The organism is Nostoc sp. JL34 (assembly GCF_017114945.1).
GTDB lineage: Bacteria > Cyanobacteriota > Cyanobacteriia > Cyanobacteriales > Nostocaceae > Nostoc.
The window spans coordinates 20,511-41,408 of sequence record NZ_JABXKQ010000022.1; the positions used below are offsets into that span (position 1 = coordinate 20,511).

General features: G+C 42.5%; 16 protein-coding genes. 6 read left to right on the plus strand and 10 right to left on the minus strand.

Annotated elements, in window-relative coordinates; genetic code table 11:
* Positions 1–96 precede the first annotated feature (96 nt).
* Positions 97–831: an HAD family hydrolase gene (locus HWQ44_RS03415; protein ID WP_292714811.1), complete on the plus strand. Its 735-nt coding sequence runs from the start codon at positions 97–99 to the stop codon at positions 829–831.
* A 595-nt stretch (positions 832–1,426) separates the two neighbouring features.
* Here HWQ44_RS03415 and HWQ44_RS03420 read toward each other — a convergent pair.
* The 5 genes from HWQ44_RS03420 to HWQ44_RS03440 form a co-directional block, all read right to left on the minus strand.
* Positions 1,427–2,029 (minus strand): DUF4231 domain-containing protein, encoded by a 603-nt coding sequence (locus HWQ44_RS03420; RefSeq protein ID WP_292714813.1) that lies wholly within the window; start codon positions 2,027–2,029, stop codon positions 1,427–1,429.
* Between the two features lie 9 nt (positions 2,030–2,038).
* Entirely contained in the window at positions 2,039–2,785 is a 747-nt protein-coding gene (locus HWQ44_RS03425) for a hypothetical protein (RefSeq protein ID WP_292714816.1), read from the minus strand.
* A 386-nt stretch (positions 2,786–3,171) separates the two neighbouring features.
* Entirely contained in the window at positions 3,172–4,275 is a 1,104-nt protein-coding gene (locus tag HWQ44_RS03430) for an AI-2E family transporter (protein WP_292714819.1), read from the minus strand.
* Between the two features lie 154 nt (positions 4,276–4,429).
* Positions 4,430–4,864, minus strand: a complete 435-nt coding sequence (locus HWQ44_RS03435) for an NUDIX hydrolase (RefSeq protein ID WP_292714821.1) — start codon at positions 4,862–4,864, stop codon at positions 4,430–4,432.
* A 21-nt stretch (positions 4,865–4,885) separates the two neighbouring features.
* Positions 4,886–5,302, minus strand: a complete 417-nt coding sequence (locus HWQ44_RS03440; protein ID WP_292714824.1) for a hypothetical protein — start codon at positions 5,300–5,302, stop codon at positions 4,886–4,888.
* Between the two features lie 314 nt (positions 5,303–5,616).
* Here HWQ44_RS03440 and folD point away from each other — a divergent pair, with 314 nt between their 5' ends.
* The 3 genes from folD to HWQ44_RS03455 all read left to right on the plus strand — a co-directional run bounded on the left by folD (position 5,617) and on the right by HWQ44_RS03455 (position 8,295).
* Positions 5,617–6,495, plus strand: coding sequence for a bifunctional methylenetetrahydrofolate dehydrogenase/methenyltetrahydrofolate cyclohydrolase FolD (folD, locus tag HWQ44_RS03445; RefSeq protein WP_292714827.1), 879 nt, complete (start codon positions 5,617–5,619; stop codon positions 6,493–6,495).
* A gap of 139 nt (positions 6,496–6,634) precedes the next feature.
* Positions 6,635–7,567: a geranylgeranyl diphosphate synthase CrtE gene (gene crtE / locus HWQ44_RS03450; RefSeq protein WP_292714830.1), complete on the plus strand. Its 933-nt coding sequence runs from the start codon at positions 6,635–6,637 to the stop codon at positions 7,565–7,567.
* Between the two features lie 272 nt (positions 7,568–7,839).
* The gene (locus HWQ44_RS03455) at positions 7,840–8,295 is read left to right on the plus strand and encodes a divergent PAP2 family protein (protein WP_292714833.1); all 456 of its coding nucleotides are present in this window, start codon (positions 7,840–7,842) and stop codon (positions 8,293–8,295) included.
* Between the two features lie 57 nt (positions 8,296–8,352).
* On the opposite strand, the gene HWQ44_RS03460 is transcribed toward HWQ44_RS03455, so the two are convergent.
* The 4 genes from HWQ44_RS03460 to HWQ44_RS03475 all read right to left on the minus strand — a co-directional run bounded on the left by HWQ44_RS03460 (position 8,353) and on the right by HWQ44_RS03475 (position 11,406).
* Positions 8,353–9,033: a hypothetical protein gene (locus HWQ44_RS03460; protein ID WP_292714836.1), complete on the minus strand. Its 681-nt coding sequence runs from the start codon at positions 9,031–9,033 to the stop codon at positions 8,353–8,355.
* A gap of 354 nt (positions 9,034–9,387) precedes the next feature.
* A complete protein-coding gene (locus HWQ44_RS03465) occupies positions 9,388–9,717 on the minus strand; it encodes an MgPME-cyclase complex family protein (protein ID WP_292714839.1) in 330 nt (109 codons plus the stop codon).
* Positions 9,718–9,778: 61 nt separating this feature from the next.
* Entirely contained in the window at positions 9,779–10,498 is a 720-nt protein-coding gene (locus tag HWQ44_RS03470; RefSeq protein ID WP_292714842.1) for a SnoaL-like polyketide cyclase, read from the minus strand.
* A 188-nt stretch (positions 10,499–10,686) separates the two neighbouring features.
* A complete protein-coding gene (locus HWQ44_RS03475) occupies positions 10,687–11,406 on the minus strand; it encodes a pyridoxine 5'-phosphate synthase (protein WP_292714845.1) in 720 nt (239 codons plus the stop codon).
* A gap of 212 nt (positions 11,407–11,618) precedes the next feature.
* Here HWQ44_RS03475 and HWQ44_RS03480 point away from each other — a divergent pair, with 212 nt between their 5' ends.
* A complete protein-coding gene (locus HWQ44_RS03480) occupies positions 11,619–17,483 on the plus strand; it encodes an AAA family ATPase (RefSeq protein ID WP_292714847.1) in 5,865 nt (1,954 codons plus the stop codon).
* Positions 17,484–17,696: 213 nt separating this feature from the next.
* A complete protein-coding gene (locus tag HWQ44_RS03485; protein ID WP_292714849.1) occupies positions 17,697–19,616 on the plus strand; it encodes an ATP-binding protein in 1,920 nt (639 codons plus the stop codon).
* 141 nt (positions 19,617–19,757) lie between these two features.
* Here HWQ44_RS03485 and HWQ44_RS03490 read toward each other — a convergent pair whose 3' ends face one another.
* Complete coding sequence (locus tag HWQ44_RS03490; RefSeq protein WP_292714851.1) at positions 19,758–20,774, minus strand: TrkA family potassium uptake protein; 1,017 nt, start codon at positions 20,772–20,774, stop codon at positions 19,758–19,760.
* Positions 20,775–20,898: the final 124 nt, after the last annotated feature.

Consider the following 20,898-nt stretch of genomic DNA (forward strand, 5'->3'; position numbering starts at 1 on the left):
AGGATCAAATCATTTTATAAAGAGGGTTTTTCCCTCTTTTTTTATGTGGAAAATCGATAAAAGTGAAGAGTTAGGAGTAGTTAGAAGTTAAATATTATGGCAACCATTAAATGTAGAAATATCACTTTTGATAATATTCAGGCAATTTTATTTGATAAAAACGGTACTCTAGAAGATTCAGAAACGTGTTTGCGATCGCTAGCACAAAAGGCAGCAAGATTAATAGATGCTCAAATCCCTGGAACTGGGGAACCCCTATTAATGGCATTTGGCGTCAATGGCAATCTTCTAGATCCCGCAGGTTTAATATCAGTAGCAAGCCGCCGCGAAACAGAAGTAGGAGCAGCAGCATATATAGCCGAAACAGGAAGAGGATGGTTTGAGTCGTTAAAAATAGCCCGTCAAGCTTTGGATGAAGCGGAAAAATACATTGGACAAACTCCTTCACCACTGTTTGTGGGTAGCTTAGAAATTTTGAAATCCCTGTGGGAAGGCGGACTAAAACTCGGTATCCTCTCAGCTGCGACAACTGAAGAAGTACGTAAGTTTGTAGCTAATCACCAATTAAGTGATTATATCCAGTTGGAAATGGGAGTAGATGAGGGGCCGAGTAAACCAGATCCAATCCTATTTTTGCAAGCTTGCCAAGCCTTGGGAGTTGAACCGGGCGCTACATTAATGGTGGGTGATTCAGTTGGTGATATGCAAATGGCGCGTGATGCTAAAGCAGCAGGTTGTATTGGTATCACTTGGGTAGGTAAGTCAGATCATGTCCGAGGTGCGGATGTGGTGATTAATCAACTTGATGAAATCCAGATTTTAGAGGATTGATTGATATCACAATCCTGAATCAAACGCGCAAAAACAAGATCCCCGACTTCTTAAAAGTGGTTGGGGATCAGCGCGTTGCAATTCTCAGAAATCAAATAGGATTGCTTGCTATGGCAATTTTTAATTGCGTGAAGTACAGCAGGCGTAAATCCAGCTATCATCTCAATTCTGGGAACCTGAGCAATGCACGGGCTTGCGTACACCATGTTCTAATTATTTCCGCTTACATACTTATAAGTTTTGTATTTTGCATCAAATTCACCTTATGGTGCTAAGAAATACATACCTGAACATATTCAAGAAGTATTTATCTACCTAACGGAGGAATTGATAAAAACAGTATCAAGACAAAATAAACAGATATTCCGATCACCTGACGAACTTTAACTCATATTTCCCCATTTCTATCTAGCAATGGGGTTTTTTTTCAACTGATACCAACATAGAATTCAAATGAGATATTTATCTGTCTTAAGGAGGAATAAGATCAAGTCAATAAATAATAAAAACTTAAGTAGCCCGATTACCCTACCGGATTTTAGTTTTAGCTCTCCTCATGTTTTTATCTAACGGAGGAGAGTTTATTTAATCAATTTTATTCTTCCTTTTTCTTTTCTTCTGAATTAGTTATCTTTGTATTTTGCGGAAAGATATGGTCTTCCTGATTCTGTTTTTCTTCTTTCTTTTCTTGGACAACTTGAGTGGCATATATTTCCACATCTCGCTGAATAATATCTTCTACATGACCTGCGAACAGATTAAATGCCTGTTCGTGGCTTGCATAATTGTAATAAGGGCCTGTCAACTGCGAGAATTGCCATCCTTGGGTTTTCAAAGATTCGACTGTACGGCGATAGTGTCGCCAGCGTTCTCCATAGTGAAAAAACTCTTCAATGGCAGCACTAATAGCAACTATTTGGCTCAAACCAAAAGTTGACCAGATAATGATATCCCTTTTCGGAGTAGTGTTAATGTTTAGACTTACCAATGCCGGGAGAATTACACCACCAACAATAGTTGTGATCCGTAAAAAATAATGGCGATCGCGCGATGAATTTGCCTTAGCTTCCATCCAGAGTACTTGGTCTAACCAGCGCGATCGCAAAAAATGTTTTTGCACATCACCTAAGTTAATACCTGCAAATAATTTGTTAAAATCTTCTTTTAAAAATTCCTGATAACTATCTTTTTTTGCCATTTTTTACTCCTAATTAGAAAGTAACCCTTTAATTACTTTGCCTAAATTTTCAACTCCTTTCTCTATGTCGAGTAAGTCGATGTATTGTAATGTACCAGATTTAGCTAGCTTTTTGGCTCGTTCATCACTAGCCTTTCCACGCAAGGCATCTGCAAGTATATCTGCGGTTCTACCACTACCAGCAATCACAATAACTAATCTTCCACTATCAACGCTAGAAAACGCATCCTTAAAGGTAATTTCGCCACCGTTCAAGAGTAGTGTCATCGAAGGTGCATCATTAGCCAGCATAGTCGCAACACAAGATATCCAAGGAGACTCGTCGCCCCAATTATTACCAGGAACTAGCACGAAATGAGTATGGTTTGGCTCTAAGGGTATTAAATCAGCAGCAGTTTCCGAATGATTAGGTAAAGCCACTTTGCTTTCGGGTGTCACACCAACCAAAGCAAACTTAGCACCTATCTGGGTACGAGCCGCACCCATCATCCGCATAATTCCTACATCCGTACCTCCATCCACGACATAAGCCCCTAAAGTTTCGGCAATGGGGGCTAAAACTTCCACAAACAACCGTTGAATTCGGAGAAAATCAGCTTCACTGATGTTACTTGCACCCCCCACTACTACTAAAACAGGACGCGAACCGCCAAGCCCTATTTCCACAAGAGCATTTGCCAATTCTGCTTGCTGTTCAACTTGAGTAGCTAATGCTGTTTGCCCATTGTCAAAGGTAAGCTTTAAACAACTTTTCATTTTTTAAAAATACTGACTGCTTAGGTTTCCCAGCGTAGTGCTTCACAGTCATTTTCGGCAAGTGTTGTATTCCGTTTTCACCTGAAGAATAAGGAATTTTATGATGCTTTTGTAGGGGTTGATCGTTGATTGATGTGCTACCAGATTTCCTCTTATATGTAAATGTCGATCCTGCTGTGGTAACAGAGCTTTGTTGTTTGCGTAGTATCTCGTAGAGAAGTACAGACTACATTTACACTGAAGTTTTTTACGATTATTTTGCTTACTGGAAAATTTTTGATGCACAAAGTAATAAGCTTCTTGTTTGTTAGCATCATAAATTATGATTTTGCAGTTTATTTATGGGCAAAATCGCCAGTTTTTAAGTTAATTTGAATGATTTGATTTTAACTATAAGTTCCTGCTCTATCACTTATTACCGTAACAGGTTCTGACTCTATATCCTCTATCTTATTAAACTCTCCAGCCCGCCAGCTATCTGTTGTATCTTTGATAAAACTGGCAATCGGGATCGCAATTAACAAACCCAGTACTCCTCCCAACTTTGCGCCTAGCAATAAAGAAATTACAACCCATACAGGATTTAAGCCAGTCAAATTGCTGAGAATTCGAGGTGCAATAATATTAGAATTAACTTGGTCGATCGCAACAGCTACACCTAAGACTTCCACCCCTAACCAAAAATTTTGCAACGCTACCAACAAACTGACTATGGCGATACCGACTCCTGTACCAAAGGGGAAAAGTGAAAATAAGCCAATACCAATACCAAACAATAGAGCTAAGGGAACTTGCAGCGCCAAAAACACCAGAGTAATTGTCACCCCTAATACAGCTCCTAATGTTGCTTGACCGATGAAGTAATTGTGGAAATCCTCTCGCAGTAATTCCCGTACTCTTGACCCAATATTAGGGGGAAACCACTGAAAAATTCCGTCCCAAAGACGTTCACCATTCAATATTAGGTAGATAGTCAGCACTACCGCCAGCAGCACATTCAGAACAATACCAATGGTATCGACGGCAAAACCAAGAATTCTACCAGTGAAGGACTGAAGTTGATTAGATAATCTTTCCAGAACTTGGGTAAATAAACCACTTAAATTAATCGGAAGTTGCTGTTGACTTAACGCCCAATCTTGAAAAGCTTGCAGTTGCTGAGTACCAGAATCAATCCAACTAGGCAAAATATTAGCCAGTTCAACCAGCTGTTGAATAATCAGGGGAACCAAGGTGATGCCTAAAGCTACTAAAACCACCAGAGTCAAAAGCAACACTCCCCCGATCGCTAAGTTGGTTTTCACCCCTTGCTCTTGAAGAAACTGGATTGGATAGTTCAAGACAAAAGCCAGTAGGATGGCTGCGGCGATAATGCTAACTAAGGGTTGAAAATACTGTATAACCTGGAGCAATAGCCAGCCGTTGAGAATGGCAATGGGAAATGCCAATCCTATAGTTAACCATCGCGGCAGTTTGTTTGCTGATTGCATTAGTGATGATCCCATAAGAGTTCTAACTTTATTTTGGCTTCTACTAGGGACGTGGGGAGTAGAGAGCAGGGGAAAAGTAATTTGCAGTAAATCTTTCCCCTCTGCCTCTTGTGCCCAATGACAAATGACAAATGACAAATGACTTATCCCCAAATTATGTTAGATTTTTCTCAATAAAATCCAACATAATTCTCTGATGCATTGCCCCCAAAGGTCGGACTTCGCCAGCATTTTGTGAATAATAGTTACCTTGGCGAATATCTTCTGGCGTAAATAACGCCATATCCCAGCCCTCGTTCAGAACCAGTTGATTTAATTCCACCAAGAGTGGTGCATGAAAGACATGACGGACAACTCTTTCGTTGGGATAACAGCCAAATTCAACAAAGGGTGGTAAATTATAGCCGATTTCTTCTAAGATTTCTCGTTTTACCGCTACATCCGGCGTTTCACCAGGTTCGATGTGACCGCCAAACAGCGCCCAGTAACCAGGGTAGAGAATACCGGGGATGTTGTCGCGCAGTTGCATGAGAAACTTGTTTTTCTGGTAGAGAATTGCGATCGCTACATGCACCTGTTGATTGTTCATATCTTCATTTTTAATTGCTGATTACTCTTCTTCTAAATAAACTTCCCCCAATTCTTTGCCAGCTAAAGGAATACTTCGGTAGCGAACTTTACCCTTAATTACAACTTGTGAACCTTCACCCAGATTCTTTTGATTGGTGACAACCCAAATTTTGCCAGTTGAGTCTTTAATTTTATAAGCCCACTGTTTCATCAGCGGAGCTTGCTTTTCTACCTGACCTTGGATGTAAACTATAGCCTGATTGTCTTGTTTTGGTTTAATTTCTCTAATTGGAGTGACATTTGTACCAATTTTTAAGCCAGTCCCACTCAAGCTAGGCGATGTCAAGTTACCACAACTAGAAAGTGCTGCTATCAGGAAAAAAGTCAACCCCAAGCGGTAAGGAACAATATTGTGTCCGTACAAGAATGAAAGGAAAAGATTTCTCGTTTGTCGCATTAAAGCCACCGATTTATTTATTTTGGGCATAGGGCATGGGAAGAGGCAGAGGGGAGGGGTGCGGGGTGCAGAGGGGAAAACTCTTTTCCCTTGCTCCCTGCTCCCTGCTCCCCTTGCTCCCTCATCTCCCCACTTCCCAATTCTTTATTCTTCAGATGATGTCCTTGATCTGAGAAAATAAACATTATGGATTTACTGTGAGAAAAACTCTACGACATCAAACAGCAACACAATAATAGTCGAAAGTCAAGACTCAAGAATCAATATTTTCATTTTGGACTTTGGACAACAAGCGAACATAGCTGGGAATTTTCATGGAAATAAAAACTGCCAAACTCCTTGATGGTAAAGCAATAGCAGCAAAAATTCAGCAAGAACTTTCTGTTGCGATTACGCAATTACAACCACAGATTGGACGACCCCCTGGTTTAGCAGTATTGATGGTTGGTGATAACCCAGCGTCAGCCGCTTATGTACGCAATAAAGAAAAAGCCTGCGCTAAAGTTGGGATCGCTTCTTTTGGTAAGCATTTTCCTGCCCAAACTACTCTTGGCGAGTTAGAAGAGGTAATTGCTGCACTCAACCACGATGAACGGGTGGATGGCATTCTTGTACAGTTGCCATTACCTAACCACTTGGATGCTGTGACTCTGCTACATCAAATCGATCCCGATAAAGATGCTGATGGACTGCACCCAGTTAACTTGGGGCGACTAGTCCGGGGAGAAAGCGGTTTACGTAGCTGCACGCCGGCTGGTGTGATGCGGCTTTTACAAGAATATGAGATTCCTTTGCAGGGAAAACAGGCAGTAGTGGTGGGACGCAGTATTTTGGTGGGTAAACCTATGGCGTTGATGCTATTAGAAGCTGATGCCACAGTCACGATCGCTCACTCGCGATCGCATAACCTGAAAACCATCACCCAAAATGCTGATATTCTAATTGCAGCAGTAGGTCGTCCTGGACTAATCTCTGCTGACATGGTGAAACCGGGCGCTGTTGTGGTAGATGTGGGGATGAATCGCGTCACCGATGCTAATGGCAAAAGTCGCCTCATTGGCGATGTGCATTTTGAATCAACCGCTGATGTAGCAGGATTTATCACCCCAGTTCCTGGTGGTGTTGGCCCTATGACTGTTGCCATATTGTTGGAAAATACATTTATCAGCTATTCCAAGGCGGTAAAAGGTTGAGGAGTGATGAGTTAAAAGTTAAGAATTATTATTGCTAACTCTTAACTCCTAACTGCTAACTCTTCATTTTTTTCAGTCCCACAGCACCTTAAAATTGTGATGTATCAGACAAAAATCCCAAAATGTCAGGAATTAAAGAATGGTAGCAACTGATAACGTTCAAAAGACACCACCAGAGGAAGCCACCTTTAACTTAGCAGCCTATCTAAAAGAGCGACAAAGGCTTTGTGATAATGCTTTGGATCGGGCTATCCCCATCATTTATCCAGAAAAGATTTATGAGTCGATGCGCTACTCGTTATTAGCTGGAGGTAAGCGTGTACGTCCCATTCTTTGCCTTGCTACCTGTGAAATGATGGGTGGAACCATCGAGATGGCCATGCCAACAGCTTGTGCTGTAGAGATGATCCACACAATGTCGTTGATTCATGACGACCTCCCAGCAATGGATAATGACGATTACCGTCGGGGGAAGCTGACGAATCATAAAGTCTATGGCGAAGATGTGGCAATTTTGGCTGGGGATGGCTTGTTAGCTCTCGCTTTTGAGTTTGTTGCCATTCAAACCCCCCAAAACGTTAAGAGAGAGGTAGTCTTGCAGGTCATTGCCCGTCTTGGTCGGGCGTTGGGAGCAGGTGGTCTGGTTGGCGGTCAAGTTGTCGATTTAGAGTCGGAAGGTAAATCTGATATTTCCCTAGAAACGCTAAATTTCATTCATAAACACAAAACAGCCGCCCTTTTGGAAGCTTGCGTAGTTTGTGGCGGGCTGATAACGAATGCATCACCTGAAGATGTGCAGCGACTGACCCGTTATGCTCAAAATATTGGGCTAGCATTCCAAATCATCGATGATATTTTGGATATCACTTCTACCCAAGAGCAATTAGGTAAAACGGCTGGCAAAGACCAAAAAGCCCAGAAAGTAACCTATCCCAGCCTTTGGGGACTTGAGGAATCGCGATCAATTGCCCAAGAGCTAGTTAAAGCAGCTTGTGTAGAATTAGAACCATTTGGAGACAGAGCTAAACCACTCCAAGCCATCGCTCATTTTATTACCAGCCGCAATAATTAGTAATGCTCTGGGAAATTCGTAATTCCTATACCACAAGCGATTGATTGGAAATGGGTGGTTGATTGACGCTATGCTCTACTACACCGCCCAACGGAATTCAAAATTCACTGATTCAAAATTAAAAAAGCTTATCAAGTAAGCTTTTAGGTTATTTTGAATGGTCTGTCTGTTTCCACCGTGATGTACTAGGTTAATTTTGGATTTTGGGTTGAATCTAAATGTTTCCTCAACCGACAACTGCTGCTAATATTTACTAACCTAACCAAAATACCATGCAGGACATAGGCAACATTTTAGACAACCGGGTGCTGCTGGTTGCTCTGGTCGCTTGTTTAATTGCTCAAGCACTAAAGCTCGTAATTGAGATCATCAAACATCGCAAACTGAATGTGCGTGTTTTGGTGACAACTGGAGGTATGCCCAGTGCCCATTCGGCTCTGGTTACGGCTCTAGCCGCTGGTGTAGGGCAAACACTGGGTTGGGCATCTCCTGATTTTGCCGTTGCGATCGTTTTTGCCATCATCGTCATGTATGATGCAGCCGGAGTTCGCCAAGCGGCTGGTAAGCAAGCTCGTATTCTCAATCAAATGATTGATGAATTATTTCATGAAAAACCAGACTTTAGCCAAGATCGCCTGAAGGAATTACTCGGACATACACCAGTTCAAGTAATCGCTGGGTCGGCTTTGGGTATAACCATCTATTGGTTAGCTAGGTCTGCTTATTAGTCAATAGTCTACAGTCTACAGTTTATTAACCAATGACTAATGACTAATGACTAATGACTACAATCGCACTGTTGAGCGCAGAAGAATCACCTTACGACTATCTACTATGCTGGCAACAAAACCACCATTGTTCAGCTTCTGCAATGTGTTGTACGCTTCACTTTGGTTAGTGGTATAAACTGCCAGCAAGTAAGGGCGTTGTCCATAAGAAACAAAACCGACGTTACCTCCCACTAGTTGCTGCACACTATTTACTAGTTCTGGACGGTTGTAATAATCTACCAGCACTGCATAGCCCTCTCCTAAAGCTTGAGGATTATAGCTGACTGTCTGTTGAGGTGATTGTAGCTGTGCCTGTGGCTGTGGCTGCACATTTGCCGTTGTTGTTGGTCGAGTGGTAATTATGGCAGACAAACCAACAATATTGCTGACATATCTTGCCCAACGATTGGCATCGTCAATTTTGTTAAAGCCCCCGACTCGCGTCACAGTTTCGTTGAGATATTTACAGGTGATAGTTTTAAGTTCGGGTGGTAAGGCACTACGTAACTGCTTTTGATTATTTGCTGTGGGACTGACTACTAATAAAAGATACTCACCCGCATTAGGTGGTTGACAAAGGGGAATGGCTTGTTGGGCAAAGGCAGAACTCATGCCACCAATTAACCCTGCGGAAGCGAAGCTCATCGTAGATATCGCTAATCCTAAAACACTTGGTAAAGTCTGAAATCTATGCACAAAAGTTAGATTATGTAAATTAAGGTGTCTTAGAAGATTTTATAAAAATATATTTTGTTCCCCCAAAATAATATAGCACTTGTGTCTACATAGTGATTGATTAGCGATCGCCCTTTGAGGAAACTTTTGCGGCTAGGGAATTGGTGCATCCTAACCCCCGAACAAGTATGCAGCAATTACTCCTGATGCTGTCAGCAATAAATACATTAATCAAGCGAAATGGGGAATGGGGAATGGGGAAGAAGCAAGGGAGAAGGGAGCAAGGGAGAAGAGTTTTCCCCTCCGCCCCCTGCACCCCGCCCCTCTGCCTCTTTTCAATGCCCAATGCCCAATGCCCAATGCCCCATACCCAGATTAGGAAACAGTAGCAAGCGATGCCAATGCATCGGGTATTGCCTCAGAAGGAGCCTGGAATTCTCCAGTGATAACGTACTCTAAACGCAGTTTTAACCAAGTAATAAATTGGGGATTTGTAGAAATAATTGCCACAGATGGTTGAGGACACTTTGCCTTTAACTCTGTAAACTGCGGTGCTTCCAAGAAAGCTGGTTGCTCAACTAACCAAAAATCTATTTGTTTTTCTTGTTCGTGGTAGTGACGGGTACGTTCTTTGATAACTTCGTGTATCGGTTCTTCTTGCAGAAGAAAACGTTGACTAGCCAAAACGTAATAGTATGTTTGCATTTTCATCCTTTGGTTGCTATGTGAATAAATTAAGGGCACAGTGACTCTGTACCCTTAAAAACTAACTTTTGTGGGATTTCTTGAACCAAGAACTGAACGGACAAGCACTTTTCTGGTTTTCAGCATTTGTCTGTTTGCCACCAGATGTTAGCTTTTCCAAGAACAGACTATTGTCAAAGTAGTGTTCTAAGGAAACAACCTTCAAGTCATCGGTAACTTTTGCAATAGTCATGCCGATAATTTCTACTGTCTCTCCAGTAGGTGCATGGCCTTTATATTCTCCGTTAAAATGTCCCCAATGCCGCCATTTGAATGTGACATTTGGTGGCCCTGAGTAAACTTCCAGTACTTCCCAAGGAAATCCTTGGGGAAATGTTGTGTGGAAGAGTTTTGCGGATGATTCAAAGCTTTCTTCTGAAGCCTTGTAATGCTCTGAATCAGCCATAAATAGATTGTAAGTACCTTGGGCTGATAAATCTGCTGCGGTGTACTCTACTCCGCCGTTGGTACTGACGCGAAACTTGTCATTCACAATAGATAACCACTGTTGTGGGTTAGATTTGAAGGATACCTCCATCTCTAAGGTTCGCACTAAGTTTTGCACGATCGCTTCTAATGTACCTTCAAGATGATTGTGGATACTTTCTTGAGCGAGATTCTCTTTTGAACGGGAATAATCAGGCGATGTCTGATAGCGCCACTCGACATCAGTGCTTTCTGCTATCACCTGATCTCGATCCTGTACCCAAAGCGGCAGCTTGTTAGATTGTGTTGCGCTCATAGAAGTTTTTGCTGAAGATTTGATGCCAATTTCTAGATTTCGCAGTGACAACCCCTCTTTTAAGACAAGGGAATGGGGATTGGGGGAGATGAGGGAGCAAGGGGAGCAGGGAGCAAGGGAAAAGAGTTTTCCCCTCTGCACCCCGCACCCCGCCCCTCTGCCTCTTCCCATGCCCCATGCCCAATGCCCTATTCCCTCTTAATAGCTTCTTTCATCTCACGGACTGCCCTTTCTATACCTACCAATGCAGCTCTACTGATGATAGTATGACCAATATTCAGTTCTTCCATGCCTGGAAGCGCAGCCACAGGATAGACGTTCCAGTAGGTGAGTCCGTGTCCAGCGTTGACTCGCAATCCAGCTTGAATCGCTTGTTCACACCCTTTAGCTAATATGGCTAATTCTCGCTGGCGATTTGTTTCATCCTTAGCCTCAGCATATTGTCCAGTGTGCAATTCAATAAACTGCGCCTGTACCTTGACAGATGCTTCGATTTGTGAAGTTTCTGCATCGATAAATAAACTAACTGGAATGTTAGCGCTTTGCAATTTATCGACTATCTCACCTATTCTAGCAATTTTCCCGATAATATCTAATCCGCCTTCTGTTGTGACTTCTTCGCGCTTTTCGGGGACTAAAGTCACGTAATCTGGTTTGATATCAAGAGCGATCGCGAGCATTTCATCTGTAGCGGCCATTTCTAAATTAAGATGCGATCGCACTGTTTGCCGCAATATCCGCACATCCCGATCTTGGATATGCCGCCGATCTTCGCGCAGATGCACTGTAATTCCATCTGCACCCCCTAATTCTGCCAGCACCGCCGCTGCCACAGGGTCTGGTTCCACCGTCCGCCGTGCTTGCCGGATGGTGGCGATGTGGTCAATGTTAACGCCAAGTGTAGGCACCCCAAATTTCCCCCAAATCCACAGTCCTCAGAACTTGATTTTACCGGAAATAGTGAGAGTTTTGCTTGAGAAGCTCAAGACAGATCGTACAGGTTAACTGCGATGTCTACGACGGGCTGTTTGGTGTCCCCCAAAAGAAAACTGAGTTAGAAAAAGCTGATTTTTGGGCAGACTACTTTAAATAAATAGCTGATTTCACAAGAGTTGAGCCAATGGACAAGCTTTTTAACTATCGAATTAGCGAGCAACTTTATGCAGGCTCTAGAACCAAGGTTTACCGTGCAATTCGAGAGGTTGATCAACTTCCGGTTGTCATCAAACTGCTTCAGCAGGAGTATCCCACCTTCAACGAACTGCTGCTGTTCCGTAATCAGTATACGATCGCTAAAAATCTTGACTTACCTGGTATTGTTCGTCCTTACAGTCTGGAACCTTACTGCAACAGCTATGCTTTGGTGATGGAGGACTTTGGCGGCATTTCCCTCAGAGATTGGATGAACCAAAAAATGGGGAGCAACCAATATACTCTGACAGAGTTTTTGGACATTGCGATCGCTCTGAGCAATATTCTTGACGGACTCTATCGCCATCGGGTTATCCACAAAGATATCAAACCTGCCAACATCCTTATTAACCCAGAAACCAAGCAAGTTAAGTTAATTGACTTTAGCATTGCCTCTCTTTTACCTAGAGAAAGTCGGGAAATTCACAGTCCTAATGTTTTAGAAGGGACTCTGGCCTACCTTTCCCCGGAACAAACTGGGCGGATGAATCGCGGAATTGATTATCGCAGTGATTACTACTCTCTCGGTGTTACCTTCTTTGAACTGCTTACCGGCCAGCTACCCTTCCAGTCTAATGATCCGATGGAGTTGGTTCACTGTCATATTGCCAAGCAACCAGAACAATTAAGAGGCAGGAGGGAAGAAGAAATTCCTCAAGTTCTTTGTGACATTGTGATGAAATTGATGGCGAAAAATGCTGAGGAGCGCTATCAGAGTGCATTAGGGCTAAAGTATGATTTAGAAAAATGTTTAGAGCGACTGAAGAACACGAGTAGAATTGAGAATTTCCCAATTGCACAAAAGGATATTTGCGATCGCTTTATCATCCCAGAAAAACTTTACGGTCGCCAAGCCGAAGTTCAAAGCTTACTGGATGTCTTTGAGAGAGTCAGTCAAGGAAGCACTGAAATTATTTTGGTAGCAGGGTTCTCTGGGATTGGCAAAACTGCTGTGGTTAACGAAGTCCACAAGCCAATTGTGCGGCAACGAGGTTATTTCATTAAAGGTAAATTTGACCAGTTCCAGCGCAACATCCCCTTTTCTGCCTTTGTGCAAGCTTTTCGCGACTTAATCCGGCAACTGCTGAGTGAAACTGACGCTCAATTTGAGCAGTGGAAGTGCAAAATTCTCTCTGCTTTGGGTGAGAACGGACAAGTGATGATTGAGGTGATTCCAGAACTGGAAAGTATGATTGGTAAACAGCCTCCTGCGCCGGAACTCTCTGGGAGTGCGGCACAAAATCGCTTCAATTCGCTGTTTTTAAAGTTCACTCAAGTCTTCACTGCACTAAAACATCCATTGGTAATTTTTATTGATGATTTGCAATGGGCAGATTCTGCTTCTTTAAAGTTAATGCACTTATTAATGAGCGAAGCTGACATCGGCTATCTACTATTAATTGGTGCTTATCGAGATAACGAAGTCAACCCAGTACATCCACTGATGCTGACCTTAGAAGAGATTCAGAACTTCGGCGCTACAGTCAATACAATTACCTTAGCTCCCCTCGATCAAATATCCGTTAATCATTTGGTTGCAGATACATTGAGTTGCTCTTTAGCTTTAGCCGCACCTTTAACAGAGTTGGTATTGAGCAAAACCAAAGGAAATCCTTTCTTTAGTACCCAGTTTCTCAAAGCCCTACATCAAGATCGACTAATTACATTTAATTTTGACGGTGGTTATTGGGAATGTGATATTGCTCAGGTGCGATCGAGCGCTCGCACCGATGATGTCGTAGAGTTTATGGCAATTCAGCTTGAAAAGTTGTCAACCGAAACTCAAGAAGTTTTGAAATTAGCGGCTTGTGTAGGAAACTCTTTTGATTTAGCCACATTAGCGATCGTTTATGAACAGTCTGAGGCAACAACGGCAGATGAATTATGGAAAGCACTCCAAGAAGGATTTATCATTCCTACCAGTGATGTTTACAAGTTTTATCAACAGCATTCTTTGGTAAATAGCCAGAATGACTATGGACAAATAACCATCACCTACAAATTTCTTCACGATCGCATTCAGCAAGCTGCCTATTCACTAATTCCTGACAATCAAAAGCAAGTTACTCACCTGCACATTGGGCGTTTGCTGCAACAAGCGACGACTGCAAATGAACGAGATGAGAAAATTTTTGCGATCGTCAACCACCTCAATCAAGGGGCCGCTTTGATTAGTGATGAGCAGGAGAAAGAGGAACTCGCGCAGTTAAACTTGGCGGCTGGGCATAAAGCCAAGGGTGCAACAGCTTATGCAGCAGCTTTGGACTATTTCAACATAGCTATTGCGATGCTAACGAGTAATTGCTGGCACAGCCAATACAATCTCGCCCTCATCTTGTATGAAGGAGCAACAGAATCAGCTTACCTCTGCACCAATTTTGAACAGATGGAACAGTTAACTGAAGTTGTGCTGAATCATGCCCAATCCTGGCTAGTTCGGGCAAATATCTACAACATTAAAATCCAAGCTTGCATTGCCCAAAATCAGCAGCTAGAAGCCTTGCGACTAGCACGGGAAGTGCTAAAGCATCTGGGAGTGCATCTGCCAGAGCAACCCACCCCAGCAGACATCGGACAAGCACTTAAGAATACCCAAATCTTACTCAACGATAGGTCAATCGAATCTTTCCTGGAATTACCCCAAATGACCGCACCGGACAAAAAAGCGGCAATGGTCATTCTATCCACCGTTCTTTCTGCTGCCTATCAAGCTGCACCAGACTTGTTACCTCTGCTCATCCTTGCTCACATCGATTTATCCGTGCAATATGGGAATGCACCAGAATCGACTCATGGCTATGTGATGTACGGGTTGACATTGCTCGTTGTGTTGGGAGATATTGACGCGGGCTATCGGTTTGGACAACTGGGGATGAACCTGCTGCAACATATCCATGCCCCTGAGTTAACCGCTAAAACCATTTTTGCCTTCAACAACTTCCTCAGACATTGGCAAGAACCTGCGAAAGATACTTTGGAAGGGTATCTAAAAGCCTATTCTAGTGGATTAGAAATCGGTGATATTCAATATGTCGCCCTAAGTCTTCTTAGTTATAGCTTCACTGCCTATTTCAGCAGTCAGGAACTATTTTCTCTCAGACAAACAATGGAAGCTCATCGCCAGGTGATGCAGCAACTGCGCCAAGATACTTATCTCCACAAGCAAAGTATCTACTATCAAGCTGTACTCAATCTGCTGGAGACTACGGCTGAACCCGATCGGTTGCATAGCGAACACTATAATGAGCATGAAATGATTCAGCTTCACCTCAAAACCAATGATGTGACAGCACTATTTCAGATTTATGCCAATAAAATGCTCCTCTCCTACCTGTTCCAACGCTATGAACAGGCATTAGAAAACGCTACCCTAACGGAACAGTATTTAGGTGCAGGGAAAGGACTCATGCACGTTCCAATCTTCTATTTCTACGATGCACTAGTTCGATTAGCGGTTTACCCAACTGCTAGTGAGACAGAGCAAACAGCCATTATAAAGCGGGTAACAGATCATCAAGAAAAACTCAGGAACTGGGCGGATCATGCACCAAGTAATCAGGCTCACCGCTATGCTTTAGTTGTTGCAGAAAAATGTCGAATCTTGGGGACGAAAGCAGAGGCAATTGAGTATTACGATCGCGCCATTGTCAAAGCCAGAGAAAACGAATACCTGAATGAAGAAGCTCTCGCCAACGAACTTGCAGCCAAGTTTTATTTAGAATGGGGCAAAGAACGCATTGCCCAAGAGTATTTGATTAATGCTTACTATTGTTACACTCGCTGGGGCGCTAAAGCCAAAGTCGATGATTTAGAACAGCGTTATCCACAATTGCTGGCCCCAATTTTACAACAAACGCGTTCACGAAGTGACTCTGAAAGAGTATCGCTACTCATGCCTAGTCAGACGATCACAAATATTGATAGTATTGCTACCTTACACCCAAGTATCAGCAAATTAGTAACTTCTAGCAGCAATACATCAGTAATGCTAGATTTGGCAACAGTTCTCAAAGCCTCTCAGACTCTCTCCAGTGAAATCGAACTGGATAAATTACTTACGAAATTGCTACAAGTGGTGATTGAAAATGCTGGAGCAGATAAATGTGCATTACTACTGCTCAAAGAAGGTAGATTGGTAATTGAGGCGACTGCTAAAGTTGGGCAGCAATCAACCCTGCTACAGTCCATTTTTGTAGAAGATAGCGCAGACGTTCCCCATAGCCTGATTTACGCCGTCAAACGCAACCTGCAACCTACCGTTATTATTAATGCAACAGTACATCCGGTGCTGATAGCTGATCCCTACATCATGCTTCAGCAACCTAAAAGCTTGCTGTGTACGCCGATTCTGTATCAAGGCAAACTGTTGGGGATTTTATATTTAGAAAACAATCTTACCACTGGAGCTTTTTCGAGCGATCGCGTTGAAATTCTCAATCTGTTATGTACTCAAGCTGCCATCTCCCTGGAAAACGCCCGACTTTATCAGCAAGCACAAGATACTCTCGAAAATCTTGGGCAGACTGAACAATGCTTGCGGTTAATTATCAACAATATCCCCCAGTATGTTTTCTGGAAAGACCGCAATAGTGTTTATTTAGGATGTAACCAGAAATTTGCTCAAATTTCTGGTGTAGGAGTGCCAGAAAATGTTATTGGTAAAACAGACTACGACCTTCCCTGGATTCGGGGAAAATCAGATTATTATGTAGAGCGCGATCGCCGCATTCTGGAGTTTGGACAAGCTGAACTCAACATTATTGAAACCATCGATAAAGTAGACGAAAAACAAACATGGTCGAATACAAATAAAATTCCCTTACGAGATAGAGAAGGAAATATTTTTGGCATCCTTGGCACGTCTGAAGATATCACCGAACGCCATGAAGCACAACAATTGCTACAACAGCAAAAGCAACAATTAGAAGAAGCGTTACAAGAACTCCAAACGATGCAATTGCAATTAGTGCAAGGTGAAAAAATGTCTGCCCTTGGTAATTTGGTAGCAGGTGTTGCCCATGAAATTAACAATCCTGTTGGCTTCATTGCTGGCAATTTAGAACCAGCCAAAGACTATGTTAAGGATTTGTTTGGACTAATTAACCTTTATCAACAGAAATTTCCCAATCCCGGCTCAGATATTGAAGATGAAATTAATGCCATCGATCTGAATTATTTACGCGAAGATTTACCTAAATTGCTGGATTCGATGAAATTGGGTGTTAGCCGTATCCGCAGCATCAGTACCAGTTTGCGAACTTTCTCCAGAGCAGATAAGGATTATAAAGTTCCTTTTGATATTCACGAAGGGATTGACAGCACTATTCTAATTCTCAGACACCGTTTAAAAGCTAATGAAAACCGTCCAGCAATTGAGGTGGTGAAGAATTATGGCAAATTACCTCTAGTGGAATGCTTTGCTGGTCAACTTAATCAAGTGTTTATGAACTTGTTAGCAAATGCCATTGATGCACTTGAACAATACAATACAGAGCATAGTCTGGAAGCCATTCTCACCAACCCCAATTGCATCACCATTCAAACCCGTGTAGCCGAATCAGGTCAGCACGTTTTAATTAAGATTGCCGACAATGGTGTGGGAATGTCACCGGAGGTGAAACAAAAAGTATTTGACCATTTATTCACCACCAAACCTGTAGGAAAAGGCACAGGATTAGGATTAGCGATCGCTCGTCAAATTGTTGTCGAAGCACATGGCGGTTCGCTCTCTTGCACTTCTGAACTTGGAAAGGGCACAGAGTTTGTCATTCAAATCTCTACTCAACAACGATAAGGATTGCTGAGTAAAGTAGAAATTATATCAAGTCCGGTTAATTACTTATGATTACCGCATCCGTGCAAAAATCAGGAAAACCTCTTTCTCCCTGCACCCTGCACCCTGCTCCCTGCACCCCTGCGGTCTAAATGATAAGTCTTTACCCGAACATGATATTACTCAGCACTCTTCATTTTTGCTTTTGAAATTTTAACTTGGAGTCAAGCGACGATGATGCTTAAATTACGTAAAATTTGGCTGAAAATCAACCCCCGATGGTATGCCTCAACCCCAAAAAAATACTACTCATTTAAATGGCGATCGCGAAACCTACTATTGTTAGCAATTGTGGTAATTCTGTCCATTAGTATTAGTGCCACAGCCATCACTAGTTACAAGATTGTTAAGGGGTTGTTGCTCGCTAGTCTCAAAGAACAAGTACTGTTAGAAACACACCAAGGTCAGAATGATATTGATAACTGGTTAGCCATTCGGAAGACAGAAATTAAGACTTTGGCAAATTCTGTTGTGGTGCGATCGCTAAATTGGTCTGTGATGGAACCTTATTTACAATCTGAGGTGAAGCGGCTGCAAACGTTTTTGCTTATGGGGTTGACCACACCGGATGGTACATTAATTAATACTCATGGTGATCGGCTCAATGTTAAAGATCGAGAATTTTTTCAGCGGAGTATAGTGGGTGAAACGGTAGCTGCCGATCCAATTATTGGACGCACAACTAAACAGTTACAGATTCAAATTAGTTCGCCGATTCCTGCCGAAACAGGTACAAAGCCAGCAGGTGTTTTAATGGGAGGAATTCCGATTAATCGGGTAGTTGAGGCGATCGGCAATTTACATCAAGGTAAGGGGAGCTATGCCTTTGCGCTGAATTCTCAAGGAGTTCCTATCGCCCATCACAACAGGGAACTAATTGGTACACCTGAAAAAGCCGCTCAGAGTTTCCTCAACTCTACCAATCCCAGGTTAGTTGAAATTACTCAACAAATGGTAACTAAACGCACAAACATTGAATTGGCTCGACTGGATGGTAAGTGGAGCTATGTTGCTTACACTCCCCTTAGAGAAACAAATTGGTCTGTAGCTTTAGTTGTACCACGAGAAAATATTGAATCGCCATTGCAGGCATTGAATCTGTTAGCTACAGTTTTGGGAGGATTGCTGGTGGTTGGGTTGATCGGTGCATGGCGACAGGTGCAACTATATGAACAGATTCGCGATCGCGCCTTTGTTTCCAGCCAGCAAGCGCAGGAACTCAGCAAAACTTTGAAAGAATTGCAAAATACTCAAGCTCAACTCATCCAAACCGAAAAAATGTCTAGCCTAGGACAACTGGTTGCTGGGGTGGCACACGAAATCAATAATCCTGCCAATTTTATTCATGCCAACCTCAACCATGCAAGCGTTTACAGCCAAGACATCCTCGATTTGCTCAAGCTTTATCAACATACCTACCCAAATCCTACACTCGAAATTAGCGATCGCGCCCAAGACCTTGATATTGAGTTTCTAGCAGAAGATTTACCCAAACTAATGACATCAATGCAAATGGGAACCAAGCGCATTCGTCAAATTGTGCTGTCGCTGCGTAATTTCTCGCGCCTTGATGAAGCAGATATGAAATTTGTAGACATTCATGAAGGATTAGACAATACTCTGATGATTCTGAACCATCGCCTGACAGCTACTCCTAATCAATCAGAAATTCAGATCATTAAGAAATACGGTGATTTACCTCTAGTAGAATGCTACGCAGGGCAACTCAATCAAGCGTTTATGAATGTTTTAGTGAATGCGATCGATGCACTAGAAGAAGCCAGCCAAAAACAAAGTTTTGAGGATCTTAAAACTAACCCTAGTCAAATTCGGCTCCAAACCCAAATTGACAAATCAAATGATTACGTGATGGTTCAAATTTATGACAATGGTATTGGGATGTGTGAGGATGTCAAGCATCGAGTATTTGACCACATGTTTACTACTAAACCTGTGGGCAAAGGAATCGGATTAGGAATGGCGATCGCCTATCAAATTGTTGTAGACAAACATCGAGGAACTATTGAAGTTGATTCTACCCCAGAATGTGGGACAGAGTTTACCATCCGTATTCCTTTAATAAGTAAAAGTTAATCGTAGTCAATTTCGGTGCAAAAATTGTGGCGATGCTTAATGAAAGTTTTGTTGCATGATATTATCCTTGGAATTTATGCAATTACACTGGATAAAAGTTATTTAAACTTAGTATAAAAAAGTAATTAAGTAAAAGTAAAATCAGGTATTTTTCGGTCGCCGCAGTTGCTTGGAATTAATCGGGCCGAGAATTTGGTTAAGGCCACGCAACTGTTCTGCTGTACCCATACCAATTAGCCGATCTCCCGACATTAAAACCGTATCGCCAGTGGGGCCACCGATTAAAGTTCCATCAAGGCGGCGAATTGCCAGGACTAATGCCCCAGATTGCGATCGCAATCTCGCTTTTTGTAAAGTTTGACCTACAAAGGGACAGAAAGCCGGGTCGAGTAAAAATTCTTCCATATACAACTGACGGTCTGCACCTGTCAAAATCCCGTCTACAAAGTCCAAAACTTGGGGTCTAAGAGCCGCAGCAGCCATCCGCTTCCCACCAGTAATATAGGGGGATATCACTTCATCTGCGCCACCGCGTTGTAACTTCTGCAAAGCTTCTTCTGTACTTGCCCGTGCGATCGCCCGAATTCCTGAATTCAGTGTTTTAGCTGACAAGACAATGTATAAATTTTCTGCATCGGAAGGAAGGGCTGCAACAATACAAATCGCCCGTTCAATACCAACTTTCAGGAGTGTGTCATCTAATGTAGCGTCACCTTGGTATGCTGTGTAACCTTCAGTCTGGGCCCTTTGTACTGATTCCATCTCCGAATCAATTACCACAAAAGGTACACCTTCTGCCTGAAATTCCTTGGCAATTTGACGACCAGTCCGACTAAATCCACAGATGATGTAGTGTTCTGTTAAGGATTCCATTAACCGCCTCTGTTGTTGTAGCCGAATTCCTTGTTGAAAGTAACCTTGAATAATCGCTTCTGTAAATCTGTTGACAATGTAACCGATATTGACTACACCCAACAAAATCAGGGCAATTGTAAACAACCGTCCTCGGCTACCGAGTGGATGCGTCTCTCCGTATCCCACAGTCGCTAAAGTGATGACTGTCATGTAAGCTGCATCTTCCCATGACCAGCCCTCCACTAGCCAATACCACAAAGTACCAATAAAGAAAACACCGCCAAGAGCGATCGCCCCAGCCATTAACTCCTTTTGGATGCGTTGATATTTTTGCTCAAGTGTTGAGAATGACGTAACAATAGTACTTCTAGCCTAATTTTTCTAGTTTTTGCTAACTTTAAAGTTATTTATAACCAATAGTCTAATA

Bases quoted from the DNA above. Each gene is read 5' to 3' on its own strand.
- HWQ44_RS03465 (WP_292714839.1), bottom strand. From the start codon at position 9,717: ATGCAAACATACTATTACGTTTTGGCTAGTCAACGTTTTCTTCTGCAA.
- HWQ44_RS03420 (WP_292714813.1), bottom strand. From the start codon at position 2,029: ATGGCAAAAAAAGATAGTTATCAGGAATTTTTAAAAGAAGATTTTAAC.
- HWQ44_RS03490 (WP_292714851.1), bottom strand. From the start codon at position 20,774: ATGGCTGGGGCGATCGCTCTTGGCGGTGTTTTCTTTATTGGTACTTTG.
- HWQ44_RS03440 (WP_292714824.1), bottom strand. From the start codon at position 5,302: ATGCGACAAACGAGAAATCTTTTCCTTTCATTCTTGTACGGACACAAT.
- crtE (WP_292714830.1), top strand. From the start codon at position 6,635: ATGGTAGCAACTGATAACGTTCAAAAGACACCACCAGAGGAAGCCACC.
- HWQ44_RS03425 (WP_292714816.1), bottom strand. From the start codon at position 2,785: ATGAAAAGTTGTTTAAAGCTTACCTTTGACAATGGGCAAACAGCATTA.
- HWQ44_RS03470 (WP_292714842.1), bottom strand. From the start codon at position 10,498: ATGAGCGCAACACAATCTAACAAGCTGCCGCTTTGGGTACAGGATCGA.
- HWQ44_RS03430 (WP_292714819.1), bottom strand. From the start codon at position 4,275: ATGCAATCAGCAAACAAACTGCCGCGATGGTTAACTATAGGATTGGCA.
- folD (WP_292714827.1), top strand. From the start codon at position 5,617: ATGGAAATAAAAACTGCCAAACTCCTTGATGGTAAAGCAATAGCAGCA.
- HWQ44_RS03415 (WP_292714811.1), top strand. From the start codon at position 97: ATGGCAACCATTAAATGTAGAAATATCACTTTTGATAATATTCAGGCA.
- HWQ44_RS03485 (WP_292714849.1), top strand. From the start codon at position 17,697: ATGATGCTTAAATTACGTAAAATTTGGCTGAAAATCAACCCCCGATGG.
- HWQ44_RS03480 (WP_292714847.1), top strand. From the start codon at position 11,619: ATGGACAAGCTTTTTAACTATCGAATTAGCGAGCAACTTTATGCAGGC.
- HWQ44_RS03455 (WP_292714833.1), top strand. From the start codon at position 7,840: ATGCAGGACATAGGCAACATTTTAGACAACCGGGTGCTGCTGGTTGCT.
- HWQ44_RS03435 (WP_292714821.1), bottom strand. From the start codon at position 4,864: ATGAACAATCAACAGGTGCATGTAGCGATCGCAATTCTCTACCAGAAA.